Source organism: Micromonospora sp. WMMA1996, from assembly GCF_002573675.1.
Taxonomy (GTDB): domain Bacteria; phylum Actinomycetota; class Actinomycetes; order Mycobacteriales; family Micromonosporaceae; genus Micromonospora; species Micromonospora sediminicola.
The window spans coordinates 903,364-924,758 of sequence record NZ_PDHU01000001.1 but is presented as its reverse complement, the minus strand read 5'-3'; the positions used below and the strand labels follow the sequence as shown (position 1 = coordinate 924,758).

General features: G+C 72.9%; 22 protein-coding genes and 1 pseudogene. 16 read left to right on the top strand and 7 right to left on the bottom strand.

Annotated features, from left to right (window positions below; all coding sequences use genetic code 11):
* Positions 1-208 precede the first annotated feature (208 nt).
* Positions 209-1,315, bottom strand: a complete 1,107-nt coding sequence (locus COO58_RS04515; protein WP_091583263.1) for a citrate synthase 2 — start codon at positions 1,313-1,315, stop codon at positions 209-211.
* Positions 1,316-1,587: 272 nt separating this feature from the next.
* Here COO58_RS04515 and pdxH point away from each other — a divergent pair, with 272 nt between their 5' ends.
* The 7 genes from pdxH (at position 1,588) to COO58_RS04480 (ending at position 7,471) form a co-directional block, all read left to right on the top strand.
* Positions 1,588-2,217 (top strand): pyridoxamine 5'-phosphate oxidase, encoded by a 630-nt coding sequence (pdxH, locus tag COO58_RS04510; RefSeq protein WP_098743948.1) that lies wholly within the window; start codon positions 1,588-1,590, stop codon positions 2,215-2,217.
* Positions 2,214-3,506, top strand: a complete 1,293-nt coding sequence (locus COO58_RS04505) for an MFS transporter (RefSeq protein WP_098743946.1) — start codon at positions 2,214-2,216, stop codon at positions 3,504-3,506. The genes pdxH and COO58_RS04505 overlap by 4 nt, the downstream gene beginning before the upstream one ends.
* A 16-nt stretch (positions 3,507-3,522) precedes the next feature.
* Positions 3,523-4,449, top strand: a complete 927-nt coding sequence (locus COO58_RS04500; RefSeq protein WP_098743945.1) for an aldose 1-epimerase family protein — start codon at positions 3,523-3,525, stop codon at positions 4,447-4,449.
* A 2-nt stretch (positions 4,450-4,451) separates the two neighbouring features.
* Positions 4,452-5,054, top strand: coding sequence for a nitroreductase family protein (locus COO58_RS04495; RefSeq protein ID WP_098746097.1), 603 nt, complete (start codon positions 4,452-4,454; stop codon positions 5,052-5,054).
* Between the two features lie 54 nt (positions 5,055-5,108).
* Positions 5,109-5,414, top strand: coding sequence for a type II toxin-antitoxin system VapB family antitoxin (locus tag COO58_RS04490; protein WP_089154454.1), 306 nt, complete (start codon positions 5,109-5,111; stop codon positions 5,412-5,414).
* Positions 5,415-5,445: 31 nt separating this feature from the next.
* Entirely contained in the window at positions 5,446-6,606 is a 1,161-nt protein-coding gene (locus COO58_RS04485; RefSeq protein ID WP_098743943.1) for an acyl-CoA dehydrogenase family protein, read from the top strand.
* Positions 6,607-6,706: 100 nt separating this feature from the next.
* Positions 6,707-7,471 (top strand): DUF4230 domain-containing protein, encoded by a 765-nt coding sequence (locus tag COO58_RS04480; RefSeq protein ID WP_091583246.1) that lies wholly within the window; start codon positions 6,707-6,709, stop codon positions 7,469-7,471.
* Positions 7,472-8,027: 556 nt separating this feature from the next.
* Here COO58_RS04480 and COO58_RS04475 read toward each other — a convergent pair.
* On the bottom strand, positions 8,028-8,231 hold the full coding sequence (locus tag COO58_RS04475; protein WP_026267959.1) for a PspC domain-containing protein: 204 nt from the start codon (positions 8,229-8,231) through the stop codon (positions 8,028-8,030).
* A gap of 363 nt (positions 8,232-8,594) precedes the next feature.
* On the opposite strand from COO58_RS04475, the gene COO58_RS04470 reads away from it, so the two are divergent.
* The 6 genes from COO58_RS04470 to COO58_RS04445 all read left to right on the top strand — a co-directional run bounded on the left by COO58_RS04470 (position 8,595) and on the right by COO58_RS04445 (position 17,285).
* Positions 8,595-9,965, top strand: coding sequence for an L-serine ammonia-lyase (locus COO58_RS04470; protein WP_098743942.1), 1,371 nt, complete (start codon positions 8,595-8,597; stop codon positions 9,963-9,965).
* 65 nt (positions 9,966-10,030) lie between these two features.
* Positions 10,031-10,858 (top strand): ABC transporter permease, encoded by an 828-nt coding sequence (locus COO58_RS04465; RefSeq protein ID WP_098743940.1) that lies wholly within the window; start codon positions 10,031-10,033, stop codon positions 10,856-10,858.
* Positions 10,859-11,602 carry an ABC transporter ATP-binding protein gene (locus COO58_RS04460; RefSeq protein WP_098743939.1) on the top strand — a complete coding sequence of 248 codons (744 nt, stop codon included), beginning with the start codon at positions 10,859-10,861 and terminating at the stop codon, positions 11,600-11,602.
* Positions 11,599-13,602, top strand: a complete 2,004-nt coding sequence (locus COO58_RS04455) for a DUF5941 domain-containing protein (RefSeq protein WP_098743937.1) — start codon at positions 11,599-11,601, stop codon at positions 13,600-13,602. The genes COO58_RS04460 and COO58_RS04455 overlap by 4 nt, the downstream gene beginning before the upstream one ends.
* Before the next feature lie 16 nt (positions 13,603-13,618).
* Complete coding sequence (locus COO58_RS04450) at positions 13,619-15,808, top strand: bifunctional glycosyltransferase family 2 protein/CDP-glycerol:glycerophosphate glycerophosphotransferase (RefSeq protein WP_098743936.1); 2,190 nt, start codon at positions 13,619-13,621, stop codon at positions 15,806-15,808.
* A 157-nt stretch (positions 15,809-15,965) separates the two neighbouring features.
* Complete coding sequence (locus COO58_RS04445; RefSeq protein WP_091584281.1) at positions 15,966-17,285, top strand: ABC transporter ATP-binding protein; 1,320 nt, start codon at positions 15,966-15,968, stop codon at positions 17,283-17,285.
* A 52-nt stretch (positions 17,286-17,337) separates the two neighbouring features.
* On the opposite strand, the gene COO58_RS04440 is transcribed toward COO58_RS04445, so the two are convergent.
* On the bottom strand, positions 17,338-17,874 hold the full coding sequence (locus COO58_RS04440; RefSeq protein ID WP_255292517.1) for a TetR/AcrR family transcriptional regulator: 537 nt from the start codon (positions 17,872-17,874) through the stop codon (positions 17,338-17,340).
* A 65-nt stretch (positions 17,875-17,939) separates the two neighbouring features.
* Between COO58_RS04440 and COO58_RS04435 the strand changes: the two genes are divergently transcribed.
* On the top strand, positions 17,940-18,347 hold the full coding sequence (locus tag COO58_RS04435; protein ID WP_098743933.1) for a nuclear transport factor 2 family protein: 408 nt from the start codon (positions 17,940-17,942) through the stop codon (positions 18,345-18,347).
* A gap of 3 nt (positions 18,348-18,350) precedes the next feature.
* Here COO58_RS04435 and COO58_RS04430 read toward each other — a convergent pair whose 3' ends face one another.
* The gene (locus COO58_RS04430; protein WP_369700168.1) at positions 18,351-18,596 is read right to left on the bottom strand and encodes a hypothetical protein; all 246 of its coding nucleotides are present in this window, start codon (positions 18,594-18,596) and stop codon (positions 18,351-18,353) included.
* A 253-nt stretch (positions 18,597-18,849) separates the two neighbouring features.
* Between COO58_RS04430 and COO58_RS04425 the strand changes: the two genes are divergently transcribed.
* Both COO58_RS04425 and COO58_RS04420 read left to right on the top strand, forming a co-directional pair.
* The gene (locus tag COO58_RS04425; RefSeq protein WP_098746095.1) at positions 18,850-19,650 is read left to right on the top strand and encodes a helix-turn-helix transcriptional regulator; all 801 of its coding nucleotides are present in this window, start codon (positions 18,850-18,852) and stop codon (positions 19,648-19,650) included.
* Positions 19,641-19,829, top strand: coding sequence for a DUF397 domain-containing protein (locus COO58_RS04420; protein ID WP_098743931.1), 189 nt, complete (start codon positions 19,641-19,643; stop codon positions 19,827-19,829). The genes COO58_RS04425 and COO58_RS04420 overlap by 10 nt, the downstream gene beginning before the upstream one ends.
* A 79-nt stretch (positions 19,830-19,908) precedes the next feature.
* Here COO58_RS04420 and COO58_RS04415 read toward each other — a convergent pair whose 3' ends face one another.
* The 3 genes and pseudogenes from COO58_RS04415 to COO58_RS04405 form a co-directional block, all read right to left on the bottom strand.
* Positions 19,909-20,238: a hypothetical protein gene (locus COO58_RS04415; protein WP_141561855.1), complete on the bottom strand. Its 330-nt coding sequence runs from the start codon at positions 20,236-20,238 to the stop codon at positions 19,909-19,911.
* Between the two features lie 60 nt (positions 20,239-20,298).
* Positions 20,299-20,682, bottom strand: a complete 384-nt coding sequence (locus COO58_RS04410) for a nuclear transport factor 2 family protein (RefSeq protein ID WP_098746093.1) — start codon at positions 20,680-20,682, stop codon at positions 20,299-20,301.
* Positions 20,683-20,724: 42 nt separating this feature from the next.
* Positions 20,725-21,390 (bottom strand): annotated as a pseudogene (locus tag COO58_RS04405) (hypothetical protein); the annotation flags it as partial.
* Between the last annotated feature and the right edge of the window lie 5 nt (positions 21,391-21,395).

The window sequence follows — 21,395 nt, the reverse complement described above, 5'->3', positions numbered from 1 at the left end:
GGACCGGCGACCGGCTCGTGCGTCGGGCGCACGGGACGGCCGGGATCCGAACCCGGCCGGCAGCGCTGCCGGCCTTCATCCTCGCACCCGACCGGCCGCGACCGGCCGCTGGTCCCACGCCCGGCCCTGAGGCGTACGCCACAGCGCGGGCGTTAAGAAGGGGCCCCGCCTATGCAGAATGCGTTAAGAAGGGGCCCCTCCTTGCACCTCAGACGCCGTGGGGGATGGCGTCCCAGCCCTCGACCTGCTGCGGCTTGCGGGTGCCCGGGCCGACGTAGGTGGCGGACGGGCGGACCAGCCGCTGGAGCTTCTTCTGCTCCAGGATGTGCGCGGACCAACCGCCCATCCGGGCGCAGGTGAACATCGAGGTGAACATGTGCGCCGGCACCTCGGCGAAGTCCAGCACCACGGCCGACCAGAACTCGACGTTGGTGGCGAGGACGCGGTCCGGGCGGCGGGCCTGAAGCTCGGCCAGGGCGGCCTTCTCCAGCGCCTCGGCCACCTCGAAGCGGGGCGCGCCCAGCTCCTTGGCGGTGCGCCGGAGCACGCGGGCGCGCGGGTCCTCGGCCCGGTAGACCCGGTGCCCGAAGCCCATCAGCCGCTCGCCCCGGTCGAGCACGCCCTTGACGTAGCCCTCGGCGTCGCCGCTGCGCTCGACCGCCTCCAGCATGGTCAGCACCCGCGACGGCGCGCCGCCGTGCAGCGGGCCGGAGAGCGCGCCGATGCCGGAGGAGATGCAGGCCGCGGCGTCCGCGCCGGTGGAGGCGACGATCCGGGCGGTGAAGGTGGAGGCGTTCAGGCCGTGCTCGGCGGCCGAGATGAAGTAGGCGTCGACGGCCTTGACGTGCCGCGGGTCGGGCTCGCCCCGCCAGCGCTTCATGAACCGCTCGACGATCGTCTCCGCCTTGTCGATCTCCTTCTGCGGCACGGCCGGCAGGCCCAGCCCGCGCGCCGACTGGGCGACGAAGGAGAGCGCGGTGACCGACACCCGGGCCAGGTCCTCGCGGGCCTGCTCGTCGGAGATGTCGAGGAGCTGGTTGAGACCCCAGTAGGGGGCCAGCATGGCAACCGCGGACTGCACGTCGACGCGGATGTCGCCGGAGTGCACCGGCACCGGGAACGGCTCGGCCGGCGGCAGGCCGGGGCCGAACCGGCCGTCCACCAGCAGCGCCCAGACGTTGCCGAAGGAGACCTGGCCGATCAGATCCTCGATGTCCACGCCCCGGTAGCGCAGCGATCCGCCCGCGCGGTCGGGTTCGGCGATCTCGGTCTCGAAGGCTACGACGCCTTCGAGGCCCGGCTTGAAATCGGACATGTCGTCTCCTGGCTTGGGCTCGGTGCGCCCGGGCGGGCTGATCCGGCCCCGCAGCTCAGGCGACCCTCAGGGAAGTGGTTCGTGACATCTTGCCCGGTGGGTAACCAGGTGCGCGACCCGCGGGCGGTGTGCGCCACGTGACATCCCCGCCGGTGGACACGCGGGCGGGGAGGAGAAGACTGGGTGGCGGGGCCTGGCCAGCGTCGGGGGACGCGGGCGCGCCCGGGAGAGGAACGGCGAGAGTGACAGGCGACACACCCGCCCCGGCCGGCATGCGTAACGAGTACGCCGCCGACCTGGGCCTTTCCGAGCCGGACCTGGCGCCGGACTGGCACACCCAGTTCGGCCGCTGGTTCGCCGACGCGGTGGCCCACCCGCTGCCCGAGCCGAACGCGATGGTGGTGGGCACGGCCGACGCGCAGGGTCGGCCCAGCGGACGCACCGTGCTGCTCAAGGGGTACGACCCGGAGGGGTTCGTCTTCTTCACCAACTACGGCTCGCGCAAGGGCGTCGAGGCGACCGCCAACCCGTGGGCCAGCCTGGTCTTCCCCTGGTTCCCGATGCAGCGGCAGGTCACCGTCACGGGCCGGGTGGAGCGGGTCGACCGGGCCGAGACCGAGGCATACTTCGCCGACCGCCCGCGCGGCTCCCAGCTCGGGGCGTGGGCCAGCACCCAGTCCGAGGTGGTGCCGGACCGGGCCGCGCTGGACGCGGCCTACCGGGCGGCGGCGGAGCGGTTCGCCGGCGTGGAGCCGATTCCCGCGCCGCCGCACTGGGGCGGCTTCCGGGTCCGCCCGGAGACGGTGGAGTTCTGGCAGGGCCGGGCCGGCCGGCTGCACGACCGGCTGCGGTTCCGGCGTACCGGCGACGGGGTCTGGGTCGTCGAGCGGCTCGCACCGTGACGGAGGTCACCAGGACCCGGCCGCGCGGGGCGCGCCGCTGGGCGATCGACCTGCGCCCGCTGGGCGTGCCCGCGTACCGGCGGGTGTGGCTCGGCAACGCGGTGGCGATGTTCGGCTTCCAGTTCACCGCCGTCGCGGTGCCGGTGGAGATGTTCGACCTGACCGGCGGCTCGTTCTGGGTCGGCCTGCTGGGCATCGCCGGGTTCGTGCCGCTGCTGGTCTTCGGGTTGTGGGGCGGAGCGGTCGCCGACGCGCGGGACCGGCGGCGGGTGCTGCTCGCCGCCGGCGCCCTGCTCTGGGCCGCCACGCTGGGGCTGCTGGTGCAGTCACTGGCCGGGGCGGGCAGTCCGATGCTGCTCCTGCTGCTGGTGGCCGTGCAGACGGTGGCGTTCGCGATCACCTCGCCGGCCCGCAGCGCGATCCTGCCCCGGCTGGTGCCGGCCGAGCTGGTCCCGGCCGCCACCACGCTGAACTACACCACGTTCACCGCCGCGGCCGTCTTCGGCCCGCTCGCCGCCGGCCTGATCTTCGCCGCCTGGCGGGTCGACGTGGCGCTGCCCATCGCGTACGGGGTGGACGCGCTGCTGTTCACCGTCTCGCTCTGGGCCACCCTGCGGCTGCCGGCGATGCCACCGGAGCCGGACCCGGACGGCGGCGTCCGCAAGGCCGGGCTGGCCAGCATCGTCGACGGTTTCCGCTACCTGGCCACCACGCGGGTGCTGCTGCTCTCGTTCGCCATCGACCTGATCGCGATGATCCTGGCCATGCCGCGGGCGCTCTTCCCGGAGCTGGCGCAGGAGCGGTTCGGCGGTGGCGCGGCGGTCGGCTGGCTCTACAGCTCGATCGCCATCGGCGCGATGCTGGGCGGCCTCACCTCCGGCTGGATCGGCCGGGTCCGCCGGCAGGGGCTGGCGCTCACCGTGGCCGTGGTCGGCTGGGGCGTGGCGATCGCGTGCGCCGGCCTGGCCGGCCAGCTCTGGCTGGCGGTGCTGCTGCTCGGCGTGGCCGGTGCCGCCGACCTGGTCAGCGCGACGCTGCGGCAGTCGATGCTGCTGGTCTACGCGCCGGACCGGATGCGCGGCCGGCTCCAGGGCGTGAACACGGTGGTGGTGGCCGGTGGGCCACGGCTGGGCGACCTGCGGGCCGGCACCATGGCCGCCGGTTTCGGCACCGGGTTCGCCATGATCGGCGGCGGTCTCGCGGCGGCCGTGCTCGCGACGCTGCTGGTGGTGGCGTTCCCCGCGCTGCTGCGCTATCGCGCGACCACCCACGCCGACGACGGTCGCTGACGGTAGGGTCCCGGACATGGGGATCGACGTGCAGCCACCGTCCGGGACACAGTGGACCATCGCCGCCGACGGCCACGAGGCCGTCGTGGTGGAGGTGGGCGGTGGGCTGCGGGCCTACCGGCACGACGGCCGGGACTACCTCGACGGGTACGCCGAGGACGAGCTCTGCCCGGGCTCGGCCGGGCACGTGCTCGCCCCCTGGCCGAACCGGATCCGCGACGGCGTCTACACGTTCGGGGACCGCTCGTTGCAGCTCGACCTGACCGAGCCGGAGCGGCACAACGCCCTGCACGGCCTGGTCAACTGGGTCCGGTGGGAGCTGGTCGAACGGTCGGCGGAGAGCGTGACGCTCGGCTACGACCTGCCGCCCACCCCCGGTTACCCGTGGGCGCTGCGGCTGCGCAGCCGGTGGAGCGTCGGCCCGGAGGGTCTGCGCGCCGAGCACGAGGTGACGAACCTGTCCGCCGAGCCGGCGCCGTTCGGCTTCTCCGTGCACCCCTACTTCCAGCTGCCCAAGGTCGGCGTCGACGAGCTGCTGATGCGCGTACCGGGGCGGAGCCGGGTGCAGGTGGACGGCCGGCTGCTGCCGCTGGCGGCGAGCGCGGTGAGCGGCACCGAGTTCGACTTCACCGCCCCCCGCCCGATCGGTGACCTGGTGCTCGACATGGCCTTCGGCGACGTGGAGCGGGAGGCCGACGGCGGCTCGGCGGTGACGCTCGGCGCGCCGGACGGCTCGTCGTCGCTGCGGATCTGGGCGGACCGCGAGTTCGGCTGGTGGCAGGTCTTCACCGGCGACACGCTCGGCGGCGAGCGGCACCGTCGGTCGGTCGCGGTGGAGCCGATGACCTGCCCGCCGGACGCGTTCCGGTCCGGGCGGGACCTGATCACGCTCGACGCCGGCCAGACGTGGCGGGGCGTCTGGGGCGTCCGGCCGGCGGCCTGACCGTGGAGTTCGCCGAGGTCGTCCGGCGACGCCGGATGGTGCGCAACTACGACCCGGACCGGCCGGTGCCGCCCGAGGTGGTGGACCGGCTGCTGGCACACGCGCTGCGGGCGCCGTCGGCCGGGTTCGCGCAGGGCTGGGGCTTCCTGGTGTTGGAGGAGCCGGACGACCGGGCGCGGTTCTGGTCGGCGGCAACGCCGGACGGCGGTGGCCGGGAGCGGTGGCTGACCGGCATGCGCCGGGCCCCGCTGATCGTGGTGCCGCACGCCAACCGGGACGCCTACCTCGACCGGTACGCCGAGCCGGACAAGGGTTGGGCGGACCGCGCCGAGGAACGCTGGCCGGTGCCCTACTGGTACGTGGACACCGGCTTCGCCGCGCTGATGATGCTGCTCACCGCCGTGGACGAGGGGTTGGGCGCCTGTTTCTTCGGCATCCCGCCGCAGCGGACCGGGGCGTACCGGGAGGCGTTCGGGGTACCGCCGGAGCTGCACCCGATCGGCGCGATCACCATTGGTTACCGAGCCGTCGACCACCGGTCACCGTCGCTGCGCCGGGGGCGGCGTCCGGTGCAGGATGTGGTCCGGCGGGGACGGTGGAGTTGAGCGGTTAGGCTGGCAGCCACATCGTCAGCCGGGCCTGGGGGAGGAGAGCGCGCCGTGATCTTCAGGGCGGTCCGGGACGGGCGTCCCTACCCGGAGCACAACTTCACGCTGAAGCAGTGGGCCGAGATCCCACCGCGCCCGCTGCGGCTGGACCAGCTCATCACCACCAAGCGGGAGCTGGCGCTGGACAAGCTGCTCGCGGAGGACTCCACCTTCTACGGCGACCTCTTCCCGCACGTGGTGCAGTGGAACGGCGGGCTCTACCTGGAGGACGGCCTGCACCGGGCGCTGCGCGCCGCGCTCCAGCAACGCAACCAGATCCACGCGCGGGTGCTGGTCCTCGGCGACCAGGGCGAGTGACGCCCGGCTGAGGCTTGGTTAAGGTGACGCCATGACTCCTCTCGACCTGCTCGACATCGACGCGTCGCTGAGCGAGGAGGAGCGGCAGATCCGCGCCGTCGTGCGCCAGCTCGTGACCGACCGGGTACGCCCGCACGTCGCCGGGTGGTACGAGGACGGCGAGGTGCCGGCCCGCGAGCTGGCCCGCGAGTTCGGCAAGCTGGGCCTGCTCGGCATGCACCTGACCGGGTACGGCTGCGCCGGCGCGTCCGCCGTCGCGTACGGGCTGGCCTGCCTGGAGCTGGAGGCCGGCGACTCCGGCGTCCGGTCGCTGGTGTCGGTGCAGGGTTCGCTGGCCATGTACGCGATCTGGCGTTTCGGCAGCGAGGAGCAGAAGCAGCGGTGGCTGCCGGCCATGGCGTCCGGCGAGGCGATCGGCTGCTTCGGGCTGACCGAGCCGGACCACGGCTCCGACCCGGCGTCGATGGCCACCCGCGCCCGCCGTGACGGCGACGACTGGATCCTCACCGGCGGCAAGATGTGGATCACCAACGCGCCGATCGCCGACGTCGCCGTGATCTGGGCCCGCACCGACGACGGTGTGCGCGGCTTCGCCGTACCGATGGACACGCCGGGGGTGACGGCGCGCGAGATCCGGCACAAGATGTCGCTGCGCGCGTCGCTGACCGGCGAGATCACCCTCGACGACGTGCGGCTGCCGGCGGACGCCCAGCTGCCCGGCGCGACCGGCCTGAAGGCGCCGCTGAGCTGCCTGACCGAGGCCCGCCACGGCATCGTCTGGGGCGCGCTCGGCGCGGCCCGCGACTGCCTGGAGACCGCCTTGGCGTACGCGACCACCCGTACCCAGTTCGGCCGGCCGCTGGCCGGCTTCCAGCTCACCCAGGCCAAGCTCGCCGACATGGCGGTGGAGTGGAACAAGGGGATGCTGCTCGCGCTGCACCTGGGCCGGCTGGCCGAGGCCGGGAAGCTGCGCCCGGAGCAGGTCAGCGTGGGCAAGCTGAACAACGTGCGGGAGGCGCTGGCCATCGCCCGGCAGTGCCGCACGATCCTCGGCGCGAACGGCGTCTCGGGGGAATATCCGGTGATGCGGCACGCCAACAACCTGGAGAGCGTGCTCACCTACGAGGGCACCTCGGAAATCCACCAGCTGGTCATCGGGCAGCGGCTGACCGGGCTTTCCGCCTTCGCCTGACCTGCCCGTTCACCCGATCGGGTCGCTCGACGAGCGACTGTCGCACGGTGCCCGTACCGTCATTGTCAGTCGATGTGTCGGACGAGGACGGTGAGGGGCGATGGCCCGCGACGGTGACATCAACCAGCCCACCAGGGAGTTCCCGGAATACCCGACCAGCGAGTCCCTGCGCGACCGGGCGGATTCCCCGCTCGAACCCGAGCCGGGTGGCCGGGCGCCTGGCGGCGGCCCGGCACGCGGTCTGCTCTGGGTGCTCGGCGCGGCCGCGCTGGCGGTGGTGGTGCTGCTCGGCGTGCAGGCGACCGGCCTGCTGCCCGACTTCCGCAACCCGTTCGCCAAGGAGCAGACCGACCGCAGCCAGCCGCCGCTGCTCAAGTCGATCCGTGACCTGAGCCGCTACGTCGCCGCGGAGGGCAACTTCCAGGTGGTGGTCGACGTGCAGAACGACCGGCGCAACGTGCCCGACTTCCTGCTCAACGAGCGCACGCTGTTCGTCGGGGCCGGCCGGGTCGAGGCGTACGTCGACTTCACGAAGATCGCCGACGGCGCCGTGGTGGTCTCCGACGACGGCAAGTCCGTCGAGATCAAGCTGCCCGCGCCGCAGCTCGGCGAGACCGATCTGGACATGGACAAGAGCTACGTCTTCGCCGAGGAGCGGGGCCTGATCAACCGGCTCAACGACCTGGTGTCCGGCGACCCCAACCGGCAGCAGCAGGTCTACAAGCTGGCCGAGGACCGGATCACCGCCGCCGCCCGGGACAGCGGGCTCGGCGCGCGGGCCGAGGCGAACACCCGCAAGATGCTGGAGGGGCTGCTGCGCTCCCTCGGCTACGAGAAGGTGACGGTCACCTACACGGCACCCTGACCTGTCACGACGCGCCCCGCCCCGGTCGTTCCGGAGCGGGGCGCCGTCGTGTCCGCCACCCGCTCCGGCCGCCGCGCGGCGGCCTGTCCCGTCCCCGCCGCCCCGTCCCCGCCGCCCCGTCCCCGCCACCCCGTCCCCGCCACCCCAGGCTCAGCGTGTCGGCCCCGCCACCCCCGGCTCAGCCGCGCCGCCCCGGGCTCAGCGTGTCGGCCGCGCTGCCCCGGGCCCGCAGCCCCCGCCCCAGCGCCCCGCCCCAGCGCCCCCGCCCCAGGGCCCTAGGCCCCGACGGCGCGGTCCTGGCATCCCGGGCCCCGGCCGCTCGGCATCCCGGCGGCTCGGCCCTGGCGTCTACGGGGGCACATGAGTTCGGAGCGATATACCGCTGAGTCATAAATATGACCCAGCGGTATATCGGTCTTCGGGGGAATCGACCAGTGACTCACTACGGACAGTGACCCGGCTTCCCGCCACCCGTTCTCATTAGGCCGCGCAGCTCGGGCCGCGCAGCTCGGGCCGCGCAGCTCGGGCCGCGCAGCTCGGGCCGGGCGGCGTCGGGTCAGCGGGTGGCGAGGTAGCGGTCCTCGTTCGGCATCAGGATCCACAGGACCAGGTAGACGATCACCTGGGTGCCGGGCAGCAGCAACGACAGCAGGAACAGCAGCCGGACCATGCCGGCCGACATGCCGAACCGCTGCCCCAGGCCGGCGCAGACACCGGCGATCATGCGCCCCTGGCGGGGCCGGACCAGTTTGCGACTCATCGTCGTCTCCCACTTCTGCGGCGATCCGCCGCGCTGATTCCACGGTAGAAAGGGGTGCGCGCCGCGCCCTCGGCCCCGAGGAGGATCGGCGACCCGGGCACCCGTAGGTGCTTACCCCGGCGCACCCCCGCCGACGCGTCCACCGACGCTCGTCGATGCGCGCCGTGGGGCTGACTGCTCGGGTCCTTCAGCGCGGGCCGCGGGGGCATGTGGCGGGGTGGGGCGGGTAGTGAGCTGGGGAGGTAGGCTCGCCGGTCGGGCGTCCACACCCCGGGCGCCGGGCCGTCGAACCCGCCGAGCGGGCACACGGCACGCACCGGTTCGGATCCGCACAACGGGGACGACGGCGAGGAAAGTGCAGCCATGATCAGTGTTTTCGATCTTTTCAGCGTCGGTATCGGGCCGTCCAGCTCGCACACCGTCGGGCCGATGCGGGCCGCCCGGACGTTCGTGGCGGGCCTCAAGGCCGACGGGCAGCTGGCCGACGTGACCCGGGTGCAGGCGGATCTGTTCGGCTCGCTCGGCGCCACCGGCCACGGTCACGGCAGCGACCGCGCGGTGCTGCTCGGGCTGGAGGGCGAGGCCCCGGAGACGGTCGACACCGACACGGTCGGGCCGCGGGTGGAGCGGATCCGCGCCGACCGGCGGCTCCGCCTGGTCGGCAGCCAGGAGATCGACTTCGACCCGGACCGGGACCTCATGCTGCACCGGCGGCGCTCGTTGCCGTACCACCCGAACGGGATGACGTTCGCGGCGTTCGACGCCGCCGGGAACGAGGTGCGTACGCGCACCTACTACTCGGTGGGCGGCGGGTTCGTGGTGGACGAGGCGGCCGCCGGGGCGGACCGGATCAAGCCGGACAGCACCCAGGTCCGGCACCCGTTCCTCACCGGCGCGGAGCTGCTCGACGTCACCACCCGCACCGGCCTGTCGATCAGCGAGGTGATGCTCGCCAACGAGCTGTCCTGGCGCAGTGAGGCGGACGTGCGCGCGGGGCTGCTGGAGATCTGGCGGGTGATGCGCGAGTGCGTGGAGAACGGGTGCACCCGCGACGGCGTACTCCCGGGTGGGTTGAAGGTCCGCCGCCGCGCGGCCGAGCTGCGGCGCGGCCTGGAGGCGGAGGACGAGCGCAACGACCCGCTGCGGGCCATGGACTGGGTGACGCTGTTCGCGCTCGCGGTCAACGAGGAGAACGCGGCCGGCGGGCGGGTGGTCACCGCGCCGACGAACGGGGCCGCCGGGATCATCCCGGCCGTGCTGCACTACTACACCCGGTTCGTCCCGGGCGCCTCCGAGGAGGGGGTGGTGCGGTTCCTGCTGGCCGCCGGCGCGATCGGCGTGCTGTTCAAGGAGAACGCCTCGATCTCCGGCGCGGAGGTCGGCTGCCAGGGTGAGGTCGGCTCGGCGTGCTCGATGGCGGCGGCCGGGCTGGCCGAGGCGCTGGGTGGCACGCCGGAGCAGGTGGAGAACGCGGCCGAGATCGGCATGGAGCACAACCTCGGGCTCACCTGCGACCCGGTCGGCGGCCTGGTGCAGATCCCGTGCATCGAGCGCAACGCGGTGGCCAGCATCAAGGCGATCACGGCGGCCCGGCTGGCGCTGCGCGGCGACGGGGTGCACCACGTGTCGCTGGACAAGGTCATCAAGACCATGCGGGAGACCGGCGCCGACATGAAGGTCAAGTACAAGGAGACGGCGCGGGGCGGCCTCGCGGTCAACGTGATCGAGTGCTGACCCCGTTGGGGTGACCCCCGGTCGACGGCCGCCACGCCGACGACGAACGGCGCGACGATGGCCCGGTGACGTCCGCCGTCGCGGCGCTCTGGTCCGCCCGCACCTCGCTGCGCATCCTGGTCCGGCGGGATCTCGCGGTGAAGTACCAGCAGTCGCTGCTGGGCTACTTCTGGTCGCTGATCGAGCCGCTGGGCATGGGCCTGATCTACTGGTTCGTCTTCGGGGTGCTCTATTCCGGCGCCACCCGACGGCACCTGGGCGAGGCGGCCGGTTCGTACCCGCTGTTCCTGATCACCGGGATCTTCGCCTGGATGTGGGCCAGTTCGGCGCTGACCGAGGCGGCCAACGCGCTCACCGGGCAGTCCCGGCTGATCACCACGATGAACCTGCCCCGACCGATCTTCCCGATCGGGCGGGTCGCCGGCCGGTTCGCCGAGTATCTGGCCGGCCTGCCGATCCTGGTCGCCATCGCGGTGCTCTACGCGGCCCACGGGAAGATCCGCCCGGGGTGGAACCTGCTCGCCCTGCCGCTGGCCGTCGCGGTGCAGTTCACGCTGCTGGTGGGCCTGGCCCTGCTGCTGTCGGCGGGCAACGTGCTGATGCGGGACATCGAACGGATCATGCGGCTGGTGATCCGGGTGCTGTTCTACGCCACCCCGATCATCTATCCGCTGAACCTGGTCCGGGACTCCGGCATGCCGGGCTGGCTCAAGGTCGCGTACGAGCTGAATCCGCTGGTCGGGATCTTCCAGTTGCACCACGCGATCTGGTATCCGGACGAGTTCCCGGACGCCCGGCTGCTCACCGTCACGGTGGTGGGCAGCGGGCTGGTCCTGGCGCTCGGCTGGTGGGCGTTCCACCGCCTCGAACCGGCCGTGCTGAAGGAACTCTGAATGACGGCGATCATCGAGGCGGACGGGCTGGGTATCCGGTTCGTCCGCAACCGGCGCCGCCAACTGCGGCTGCGGGAGCTGATCGTGCACCGGGGCGCGCGCGACCCGGACGCGGGCCGGTTCTGGCCGCTGCGCGACCTGTCGTTCCGGGTCGAGCCGGGTGAGACGGTCGGCGTGGTGGGGCGCAACGGCACCGGCAAGAGCACGCTGCTGCGGCTCATCGCCGGCGTGCTCATCCCGGACGAGGGCACGATCGCGGTGCGCGGCCGGGTGGCGCCGCTGCTGGAACTCTCCGCCGGCTTCTCCGGCGACCTGACCGGCCGGGAGAACCTCTACCTGGTGGGCGGGCTGCACGGGCTCTCCCCGGCCTACCTGCGGCGACACTTCGACGAGATCGTCTCGTTCGCCGGTGAGCAGGTGGAACGCGCCATCGACACGTCGGTGCGGCACTACTCGTCCGGGATGAAGGTGCGGCTCGGCTTCGCGGTGATCGCGCACCTGCCGCACCCGGTGCTGTTGGTGGACGAGGTGACCGCGGTCGGGGACGCGGAGTTCCGCGCGAAGTGCTATGCGACCATCGAGCGACTTCTCGCGGAAGGGCGCACGCTGGTGCTGGTGTCACACAACGACAAGGACCTCACCCGGTTCTGCCGTCGGGGGCTCTACCTCGACGCCGGACGACTGATCGTCGACGGGACGATCGACGAGGCGCTGGCCGCCTACGCCGACGCGGCGCAGCGGTGACGCTCGCGATCGTGCTCGCCGCCGGACCGGCGGCGGGCCGCCCCACCGAGGACGGGGAACCGCCGGCCGACCGGCTGGCCGCGCAGTGGCGCCGGGCCGGGGCGGACGACGTGCGGATCGCCGCCGACCTGGCCGAGCTGGCCGACCTGGTGGCCGGCGCGACCGGCCCGGTGCTGGTCAGCGGCGTCGACCTGGTGGCGCACACGGCCGTACTGAAGCACCTCGCGACCAGCCCGGTCGGGCCGACGGTGGCGCTGGTGCTCACCGATCCGCCGGCGGCCGGGCAGGCGACGGTGCGCGAGGAGCGCGGGCAGGTGGTCGAGGCCGGCGCGGTCGCGGACGCGACCGGCGTGTTCGGCGGCGCGCTGCGGGTCGGCCCGGCCGACCTGCCGGCCCTCGCCGAGGCCGCCCGTCGGGCCGCGGGCGGCATCCCCGCTCCGGCGTCCGCGCCGGACCCGCGACCGACGGAAACGGCGTCCGCGCCCGGGGTCGGCGCCGTCGGGGGCGGGCCGCTCGCCGACCTGGACCGGTTGGTGGCCGACCTCGCCGCCCGGGGCACCCTGATCTTCGCCCACCGGGTACGCCTGCTCGTGGCGCACCGGGCCGGCGACGCGGCGCAGCGGCAGGCCGCCGAGGCGCAGGTGGCGGCGGTCGACGAGGACCGGGCCGAGCTGAAGCTGTCGGTGAAGGAGCGGGACGACTTCTTCACCACGTTCTTCGTCAGCACCTGGTCCCCGTACGTGACGAAGGCCGCCGCCCGGATCGGGATCGGCCCGACCGGCGTGACCATGGTGTCGGTGGCGTTCGCGGTGACGGCGGCGGTGCTGTTCGGCGTCGGCGGACGGCCCGCGCTGGTGGCCGGCGCGGTCCTGCTCTACCTGGGCTTCGTGCTCGACTGCGTGGACGGGCAGTTGGCCCGCTACACCCGGCACTTCAGCGCCTGGGGCGGCTGGCTGGACACCATGGCCGACCGGTTCAAGGAGTACGTGGTCTACGCCGGCCTCGGCTACGGGGCCACGCACGCCGGGTTCCGGTACGGCTGGGCGCTGGCGCTGGCCGCGATGACGGTGCAGACCGTGCGGCACATGACCGACACCTGGTACGGCGCGCTGCACGACGAGGCCGCGCGCCGGCCGAAGGTGGTGACCGGGGACGCGGGCGGCATCGGCGGGAAGCTGAACGCGGCGTCGACCCGGGTGCAGGCGGACACCGGCTCGGTCTCGTACTGGCTGAAGCGGACGGTGGTGTTCCCGATCGGCGAGCGGTGGGCGCTGATCGCGCTGGCCGCCGCGCTGTTCGGCCCGCTGGTGGCGCTCTGCGCGGTGCTGGTCTGGGGCACGTTGGCGTTCGCGTACACCGGGGCGTTGCGGACGCTGCGGGCCCGCTGGATGAAGGTGCCGGTGCTGACCACGGTCGACGCCGGCCTGCACCGGGACGACGGCCTGCTGACCCGGACGCTGCCGACCGCGCGCCGGCCGCTGCTGGTGGCGGTGGTGGCCGCGCTCGGCGCGGCGGGGCTGCTGGTCTGGGCGCTGTGGGCGGTGCACGGCGGGCGGGACCTGCCGCACTGGGCGGCGGTCTTCGTCCTCGTGCTGCTGCTGGGCGCCGCCCAGGGCGCGCGGGCGCCGCACGCCGGGGCGTTGGACTGGCTGGTGCCGGCCGCGCTGCGGGCCGCGGAGTATCTGTTCGCCATCGCGGTCGGGGTGGCCGGGCGCGCGCCGGCCTGGCTGATCTTCGCCTACGTCCTGGTGCTCACGCTGCACCACTACGACCTGACCGCCCGGCTGGAGAAGCGGCAGTCGGCGCCGCCGCTGCACGCCGTCACGCTGGGCTGGGAGGGGCGTTCACTGCTGCTGGGGATCGCGCTGATCGCCGGAATTGCGAGTATCGCTCTGGCTACACTCGGTACGTACCTTCTTGTGGTTTTCGTCGCGAGTGTGGTCCTCGCCTGGGTGGTCCTGCCGGCCCGTGCCCGTGGGGGTGCCCCCTCGCCGGGCTGACGGAGGGCGGGCCGGGATGACGCTGATCAGCTTCGTCGTGCCGGCCTACCGGGTGCAGGGCTACCTGCGGGAGTGTCTCGACTCGATCCTCGACCAGCCGTTCGGCGACCTCGAGGTGATCGGGGTGGACGACGCGTCCCCGGACGACAGCGGCGAGATCCTGGCCGAGTACGCGGCCCGCGACGCCCGGGTCCACCCGGTCCGGCTCGCCGAGAACGTCGGGCTCGGTCCGGCCCGCAACATCGGGCTGGACCGGGCCGTCGGCGAGTACGTGTGGTTCGTCGACGGGGACGACTGGCTGGTGCCCGGCTGCCTGCCGCACGTCGCCGACCGGCTCCGCGACACCCGCCCGGACGTGCTGCTGGTGGACCACGTCCGGGCGCACTGGAACAACGTCGGCACCCGCAGCGCCATGCGTGACGTCTTCCCGGAGCCACCCGGCGCGACCACGTTCGCGCTGCGGGACCGGCCGGAGACGCTGCGGCTGCTGCACACCGCCTGGAACCGCCTGGTCCGCCGGGAGTTCCTGGTCGAACGCGGGCTCCGCTTCGAGCCGGGCTGGTACGAGGACGTCTCGTTCAGCTATCCGGCGTTGATGGCGGCCGACCGGATCGGGGTGCTGGACCGGGTCTGCCTGAACTACCGGCAGCGCCGCACCGGGGCGATCACCCGGACCCGGGGCGACCGGCACTTCGAGGTGTTCGCCCAGTGGCACCGGGTGTTCCGGCTGATGGACCGGTGGGGTCCGGCGGTGGCCGGGCTGCGGCCGGCGATCTTCGAGCGGATGGTCTGGCACCACCTGACCGTGCTCGGCAACGGCGACCGGATCGCGCCGGAACTGCGGGCCCCGTTCTTCGCCCAGATGCACGCCGACTACGTCCGCTTCCTGCCGCCCGAGGGTTATCCGGTCCCGCCGGGCGTGGAGGGGCTCAAGCACCGCCTGGTGGCGGCCGGGCGGTGGCGGACGTTCAGCGCGTTGCGCGAGGCCCACCAGGCGGGGGAGGTCGCCCGGCGGACCGCCGTGGGAGCCCGCCGGCGGGTGGCGCCGGTGGTCCGGCGTACCGCCCGGCGGGCGCGGGACACCGCGTTGCGCGAGTACTACCGGGCCGAGCTGCGCCGGCCGATCGACCCGACGCTGGCGGTCTACGCGGCCTACTGGTACCGCGGTTACTCGTGCAACCCGGCCGCGATCTACGAGGCCGCGCGGCGGCTCGCGCCGCAGGTGCGCGGGGTGTGGATCGTGCGGCGGGACCGGGTGGCCGCGTTGCCGCCGGGGGTGGAGTACGTGATCGCCGGGACGCGGGAGTACCACCGGGTGCTGGCCCGGGCGCACTGGCTGGTCAACAACGTCAACTTCCCGGACTTCGTCCGCAAGCGCCAGGGTTCGGTGCACGTGCAGACCCACCACGGCACGCCGGTCAAGGTGATGGGGTTGGACCAGCAGCGCTTCCCGGTCGGCGCGATGGGGATGAACTTCGCCGGGCTGCTGCGCCGGGTGGACCGCTGGGACTACAGCATCACCTCGAACAGCTTCTCGACGCAGATGTGGGAGCGGGCGTACCCGGCGGACTACACCACGCTGGAGGTCGGCTACCCGCGCAACGACCGGCTGGTCCGGGCGACGCCCGAGGAGTGCCGCCGGGCCCGCGCCGCGCTCGGCCTGGGAGCCGACGAGTACGTGGTGCTCTACGCGCCGACGCACCGCGAGCACCTGCCCGGCTGGCGGCCACCGTTCGACCCGGACCGGATGCGCGACGTGCTCGGCCCCGCCGGACGGCTGCTGATGCGCAGCCACTACTTCCACGACCGGGAGCGTCACCCGGGGGGACCGGCGGCGGACGGCGTGCTGGACGTGAGCGCCCACGACCGGGTGGAGGACCTCTATCTGGCCGCCGACGTGCTGGTCACCGACTACTCCTCGGCGATGTTCGACTATGGCGTGCTGGACCGGCCGATCGTGGTCTACGCCCCGGACTGGGACGCCTACCGGGTGGCCCGGGGCGTCTACTTCGACCTGCTGGCCGAACCGCCGGGTGCGGTGGCGGTGGACTTTCCCGGGCTGCTCGACGTGTTCCGCTCCGGCGCGGTCGACGACGAGACGGCGCGGCGCGCGCGGGCGGCGTTCCGGGACCGGTTCTGCGCGCTCGACGACGGGCACGCCGCCGAGCGGGTGGTCCGGCGGGTCTTTCTCCACGAACCGGCGTGAAAAACGGTTACTGGCCGGTCACTTAACGGTGAGGTCCGGCGAAGACCGCTTAATAGGACTGTCACGAGACGAACATGGCACGTTTACCCGATGTGCGGATCCGATGATCCTGGTCACAGTCATTGCCGGGTTCGGGCGAGCGACTGGGGAGGTGACGGTGACCACCGTCGCGCTCAAGGATGTCACCAAGGTGTTCCAGGACGGAACGATCGCGGTCGACACCATCAATCTGGACGTCAACGACGGCGAGTTCATGGTGCTGCTCGGCCCGTCGGGCTGCGGCAAGTCCACCGTGCTGCGGATGGTGGCCGGGCTGGAGGATCCCACCTCCGGCGCGGTCATGCTCGGTGGTGAACTCGCCAACGACCTGCCGCCGCGGGACCGGAAGATCGCCATGGTCTTCCAGGACTTCGCGCTCTATCCGCACATGACCGTCGGTGACAACATCGGCTTCCCGTTGCGGCTCTCCGGGGTCGAGCCCGGGCCGCGTGGCGAGCGGATCCAGGACGTGGCCGGCGCGCTGGGCATCGGCGACGTGCTCGCGCGCAAGCCCAGCCAGCTCTCCGGCGGCCAGCGGCAGCGGGTCGCCATGGGCCGGGCGATAGTGCGCCGCCCCGGCCTCTTCCTGATGGACGAGCCGTTGTCCAACCTGGACAGCGGGCTCCGCGCCGAGCTGCGGGCGGAGATCTCCGGCCTCACCCGCGAGCTGGGCGTCACCACCATCTACGTCACCCACGACCAGGCCGAGGCGCTCACCATGGCCGACCGGGTCGCCATCATGCGCAAGGGCGTGCTCCAGGACGTGGGCACCCCCACCCAGGTGTACGGCCGGCCGGCCACGCTCTACGTCGCCGCCTTCCTGGGCAGCCCCCGGATGAACCTGCTGGAGGCGTCCGTCTACGTCCACCTCGACCGGTACGTCGCGCTGAACCTCGGTGAGCAGGCGCTCTACCTGCCGTGGGACGACATCCGCAGCCGGGCCGTGGCGCACTACCACGGCGAGCGGATCGTGGTCGGCATGCGGGCCGAGGCGCTCACCCCGGTCGCCCCGGACACCCCGGGCGACGTGCTGCACGGCCGGATCCGCTACCTGGAGCACCACGGCCACGAGTCGCTGGCCTTCCTCGACATCGGCGCCACCGCGATCGTGGTCGACGAGATGGGCACCCCGGTCGAGCGGGCCGCACCCGGGCAGCGCAGCCTGCGCCGGTTCGGCCAGGTGATGCAGCGGCTGACCGGTCGCGCGGCGGAGTCCGCGCCCGCCGCGGCCCCCGCACCCAACGGCGGTGGCGGTGGCAACCGCACCAGCGTGCTGCCCGACCCGGGCCGGCACCACCGCCGCCCGGCGGAGCTGGCGGTACGGCTGGCGCCGTACCCGCAGGTGGCCTCCGGGCACCCGCTCGCGGTGCAGGTGCGGATGGACGCGCTGCACTTCTTCGACGAGCGCGGCGACCGCATCGACGTCGGCTGGCGCTGAGATGTAAGGAGGGGCCCCCTGTTAACGCATTCTGCATAGGAGGGGGCCCCTGTTAACACCCCTTCAGGCCGGCGAAGACAACCGCGAGTGTGCGGGCTTGCAGGTGGTCGTCCCACCCGCCGTGCAGGGCGCCCTGACACAGGCTGGCCAGCAGCGCCATCACCTCGGGCAGCCGGACCGACGCGGCTACCGCCCCGGCGTCCTGGGCCTGGGTCAGCAGCCTCCCCACCGCGTCGCTGAGGTGGCCCAGCGCGTCCGGAACCCGGATGTCGATCCCGGATCCGGCGAGCAGGTCGACAGCGGCCTTCTTCGCCGCGGCCTGGGCCACCACGTGCCTGAAGAACGCGAGGAGGTCGCGCTCCGCGGCCTCCTCGACGAGCTGCGCGAGCAGCCTTTTCATGATCGCGGCGAGCAGGTCGTCCTTGGTGGGAAAGTGGCGGAAGACCGTGCCGATGGCGAGGCCCGCCCGCCGGGCCACCTCCTCGGTGGAGGCGCGCGTGCCGAACTCGGCGAAGACCGCCTCGGCGGCGTCGAGGATGCGTGCCCGGTTGCGCTGCGCGTCGGCGCGTAGCGACGATCCCTCTACCAAAGTGAGTCTCCACTCATTATTGTCGGGGACAAGTCGAGTCATCGCTCATTATCCAGGAGGCGGACATGACGCCAGCCGAGGTCTTCGACCGCATGCGAGCCCGGTGGCTCGCGAACCTGCCCACCTACGAGGCGGACTCCCTCGCCGACGACGTGGTGATCGAGACGCCGTTCGCCGCACCCGGTCACCCGACGCGCACCGAGGGGAAGCGGCAGGTCCTCGACTGGACCCGAGCCGCTCGGGCGGAGTTCCCGGTCCGGTTCGACGACTGCCGCAACGTGGTCGTGCACGAGACCGTCGACCCCGACGTGATCGTGGTCGAATACGAACTGGTCGGCACGCACACGACGACCGGGGTGACCGCTTCGGCGCCGTTCATCGGGGTGCTGCGGACCCGGGACGGCAAGCTCGCCCACTGGCGCGAGTACCAGCACACGCTCGCCATCGCGCAGGCCATGCAGCCTCCGCGATGACGCCTACCACCCGCCGGGCGGCGCGACGATCGGGCGGCGGTGCGGGCCCCAGGCGACGAACCGGGTGAACATCTCGGTCGGCGACGGCGCGTCGTCGGGATTGAGCCGGTAGAGGTCGCGCGTCGCCTCGTAGAGCAGCCCGCACAGGTAGATGGCCAGGCCGATCCGGTTGTCCTCGTACTCGTTCCTGAGCAGCAGGCGGGCCAGCGGGCACGGCCACGGCCGGCCGCAGGCCCGGCAGCACCACATCGGACGCAGCGGCGTGTGCGGGGTGGCGTGCAGGGGTACGGGCGGGGGCGGTCCGCCGCCGGCCCGTCCGGTGGCTGCCCGAGCTGGTGGCTGATCACGGGCGCTCCTCTCGGTAGCGGGAACCGGACGAGTTCGGCTCCACTGCGTGACAGTGTCGTCACCGCGTGGCTAGGGTCGGAAGGCGTTCCGCCCCCACCGTCCCGGCCGTCCGACCGGCCGACTTCCGTGTGCAGCCGTGTGCAGAGGTGTGCAGATGATCCGTGTGCCGTTGTGGGACCTCTTCGCCGGTGAGCTGCGGCGGTTACGCACCGATGCGGGGCTGACCCAGGAGGCGCTGGGCGAGCGGGTGAGCTATTCCGCCTCGCTGGTCGCGGCCGTCGAGCAGTGCCGACGCGCGCCGCGCGCCGAGTTCACCGAGCGTTGCGACGAGGTGTTGCACGGCGGCGGGCTGCTGGTGCGCATCCGGGACGCGCTGGTGCGGGAGGCGCTGATGCCGTGGTTCCGCGAGTGGGTGAGCATCGAGCAGGAGGCGTCCGCGCTGCGCAGCTTCCAACCGCTGGTGGTCCCGGGCCTGCTACAGACCGAGGAGTACGCCCGGGCGTTGCATGAGGGTGCGAGCCCGCTTGTCGGCGAGGCGCTGGAACAGCAGGTGGCCGCTCGACTGGCTCGGCAGGCGGTGCTGGACCGGCCCGCGCCGCCGCAGTTCGTCGCGGTGCTCGACCACTCGGTCCTGGCCCGCCCGGTCGGAGGGCCGAAGGTGATGCGGGAGCAGTTGACGCATCTGGTCGAGATGGGCCGTCGACCGCGGATCCACCTGCACCTGGTGCCGGAGACCGTCGGCGCTTACCCGGGGTTGAACGGTGCGTTCGTGCTCGCCATCCCGGCGGACGGTGACGATGTGGGCTACCTCGACAATCAGTTGCACGGCACCATTGTGGAGCGGACGGCGGACGTAAACTCGCTGCGGCAGACCTGGGAGTCCGTCCGCGCGGAGGCGATGCCGCACGGGGCGACCCTGGCGGCGATCTCGGAGGCGGCGAAACGATGGAGCTGACCGGCGCGACCTGGCGGAAGAGCACCCGCAGCAGCGGCAACTCCGGTGACTGCGTCGAGGTGGCGGACAACCTGCCCGGCGTGGTCGGGGTCCGCGACAGCAAGGACCGGCAGGGGCCCGCGCTGACGTTCACGGCGGATAGCTGGGCGGCTTTCGTCGCGTACACCAAGCGCTCCTGACCTGAGTCGCCGTCGCCGCTGGGCGATCTGTGTCAGCCAGCCGGTCCCACCGACGCGTCTTCGCGTGACCTGGCGACCCTCAGCACGAACCGATCCGCTCGATCGGAATCGTCATGCTCGCGCTCAGGACCATGGCGAGCACCGAGACCGCGAGCCACGGCCAGGGGTTCGGGAAGTGGCTCCACCTGCCGCCCCAGGCAAGCGCGATCGACAGGGCCGCTGCCAGCAGCATCACCACGCTGAGCAGGAAAAGGACAATCTGCGCCTGTTGGAAGGAGTCCGCAGTGTCGTTCGGACACGGTGCGGTGGGCGCGAGGAACGGCAGGCAACTCAGACAGCCGAGCAGGGTGAGCAGCCCCGACAGCACGGTGACCACCGTCGCCGCCGTCGTGGCCACACGGGATCGCATGTCCCGGAGCGTAGGCAGCGAAGGTCTCGCGGGTGACACGACCGGGCAACGGTGTCGGCCTCACCCGGCGTCGGTGCTCCGTTGTCCCGGCGCGAACGGCCACTCCTCGAAGGACCTGCACCGGCCGTCCTCGGCGAACCGCATGATCCACAGATCCTGCCACTCCTGGTCGGCCGGGTCGCCGTAGCGCACCCGCACCCGGACGACCCCGGTGTCGCCGTCGACGGCGACGATCTCCGCGGTCATGTCGAAGACCTCGTCGGGTCCCTCGCGCTCGCTCTCCCACATCCGGGCGATGGCGGGAAGGCCGACGACCGGTTCCCGGTACGGCCCCTGCCGGTAGCTCGCATCGTCCGTGAAGATCGAGGCGAGCGCCGCCGTTCCCGGTGTCCGCCACGCCTGTTCGTACGCCGCGACCCAGTCGGCCACCTGCTTCCTGTCCATGGTCGCCAGCCTGCCACCCGAGGAGCGCGGGGCGGGGGAGGTCCGGGTCTGCCAGGCCGGTTGCCGCGGGTCGTCGTTGTGCACGACGACGTCGGCGTGCTCCGTCGGGCAGGCCCGGGCGAGGTAGAGCCGCTGGGCGGGGAGGTAGCGCTCGCGCCACCGCCGTTCGACGTCGGCCCGGGTCGACACGTGGCGCTCCCGGACCACCGCACGGTCCACGGTCCGGTCGGGCGCGGTCGACACGAAGACGCGCAGCTCCCACCGGTCGACCAGTTCCGGCCGCAGGAGGAAGACGCCGTCGACGATCAGCACGGCGTCGGCGGGTGCGGTCATGACCGGCGGGGTGAGCACCGTGTCGGTGCGGTGGTCGTAGACCGCGTGCTGGAAGCGTCGATCCCCACCCGGGCCGAGCGGATCGAGCAGGACCCGGCGCAGCGACCTGTGGTCGTGGGTGTCGACGTAGCAGCCCTCGGCCGAGTACTCGCCGCGCCGGTAGCGCAGCGCCCTGGGGAAGAGGAAGTCGTCGACCGTGGCCCGGATGACGGTTCGGCCTCGTGCGCGCAGGACCGCCGCCAGCTCGTCGGCGAGCGTGGTCTTGCCGGTGGCCGGCGGCCCGTCGACCGCGACGCGGGTCGGGTGCGCCACGGTGACCGCTCCGACCGCGTCGGCCAGGTGGCCGAGCAGGTCCGCGCGGGTGCCTTCGGCCATGTCCG

Excerpts from the sequence above, each read along its gene's own strand:
- COO58_RS04460 (WP_098743939.1), top strand. The coding sequence starts at position 10,859 with ATGACGGCGATCATCGAGGCGGACGGGCTGGGTATCCGGTTCGTCCGC.
- COO58_RS04485 (WP_098743943.1), top strand. The coding sequence starts at position 5,446 with ATGACTCCTCTCGACCTGCTCGACATCGACGCGTCGCTGAGCGAGGAG.
- COO58_RS04475 (WP_026267959.1), bottom strand. The coding sequence starts at position 8,231 with ATGAGTCGCAAACTGGTCCGGCCCCGCCAGGGGCGCATGATCGCCGGT.
- COO58_RS04470 (WP_098743942.1), top strand. The coding sequence starts at position 8,595 with ATGATCAGTGTTTTCGATCTTTTCAGCGTCGGTATCGGGCCGTCCAGC.
- COO58_RS04420 (WP_098743931.1), top strand. The coding sequence starts at position 19,641 with ATGGAGCTGACCGGCGCGACCTGGCGGAAGAGCACCCGCAGCAGCGGC.
- COO58_RS04430 (WP_369700168.1), bottom strand. The coding sequence starts at position 18,596 with ATGTGGTGCTGCCGGGCCTGCGGCCGGCCGTGGCCGTGCCCGCTGGCC.
- COO58_RS04425 (WP_098746095.1), top strand. The coding sequence starts at position 18,850 with ATGATCCGTGTGCCGTTGTGGGACCTCTTCGCCGGTGAGCTGCGGCGG.
- COO58_RS04480 (WP_091583246.1), top strand. The coding sequence starts at position 6,707 with ATGGCCCGCGACGGTGACATCAACCAGCCCACCAGGGAGTTCCCGGAA.
- pdxH (WP_098743948.1), top strand. The coding sequence starts at position 1,588 with ATGCGTAACGAGTACGCCGCCGACCTGGGCCTTTCCGAGCCGGACCTG.
- COO58_RS04415 (WP_141561855.1), bottom strand. The coding sequence starts at position 20,238 with ATGCGATCCCGTGTGGCCACGACGGCGGCGACGGTGGTCACCGTGCTG.
- COO58_RS04515 (WP_091583263.1), bottom strand. The coding sequence starts at position 1,315 with ATGTCCGATTTCAAGCCGGGCCTCGAAGGCGTCGTAGCCTTCGAGACC.
- COO58_RS04435 (WP_098743933.1), top strand. The coding sequence starts at position 17,940 with ATGACGCCAGCCGAGGTCTTCGACCGCATGCGAGCCCGGTGGCTCGCG.
- COO58_RS04410 (WP_098746093.1), bottom strand. The coding sequence starts at position 20,682 with ATGGACAGGAAGCAGGTGGCCGACTGGGTCGCGGCGTACGAACAGGCG.
- COO58_RS04450 (WP_098743936.1), top strand. The coding sequence starts at position 13,619 with ATGACGCTGATCAGCTTCGTCGTGCCGGCCTACCGGGTGCAGGGCTAC.
- COO58_RS04500 (WP_098743945.1), top strand. The coding sequence starts at position 3,523 with ATGGGGATCGACGTGCAGCCACCGTCCGGGACACAGTGGACCATCGCC.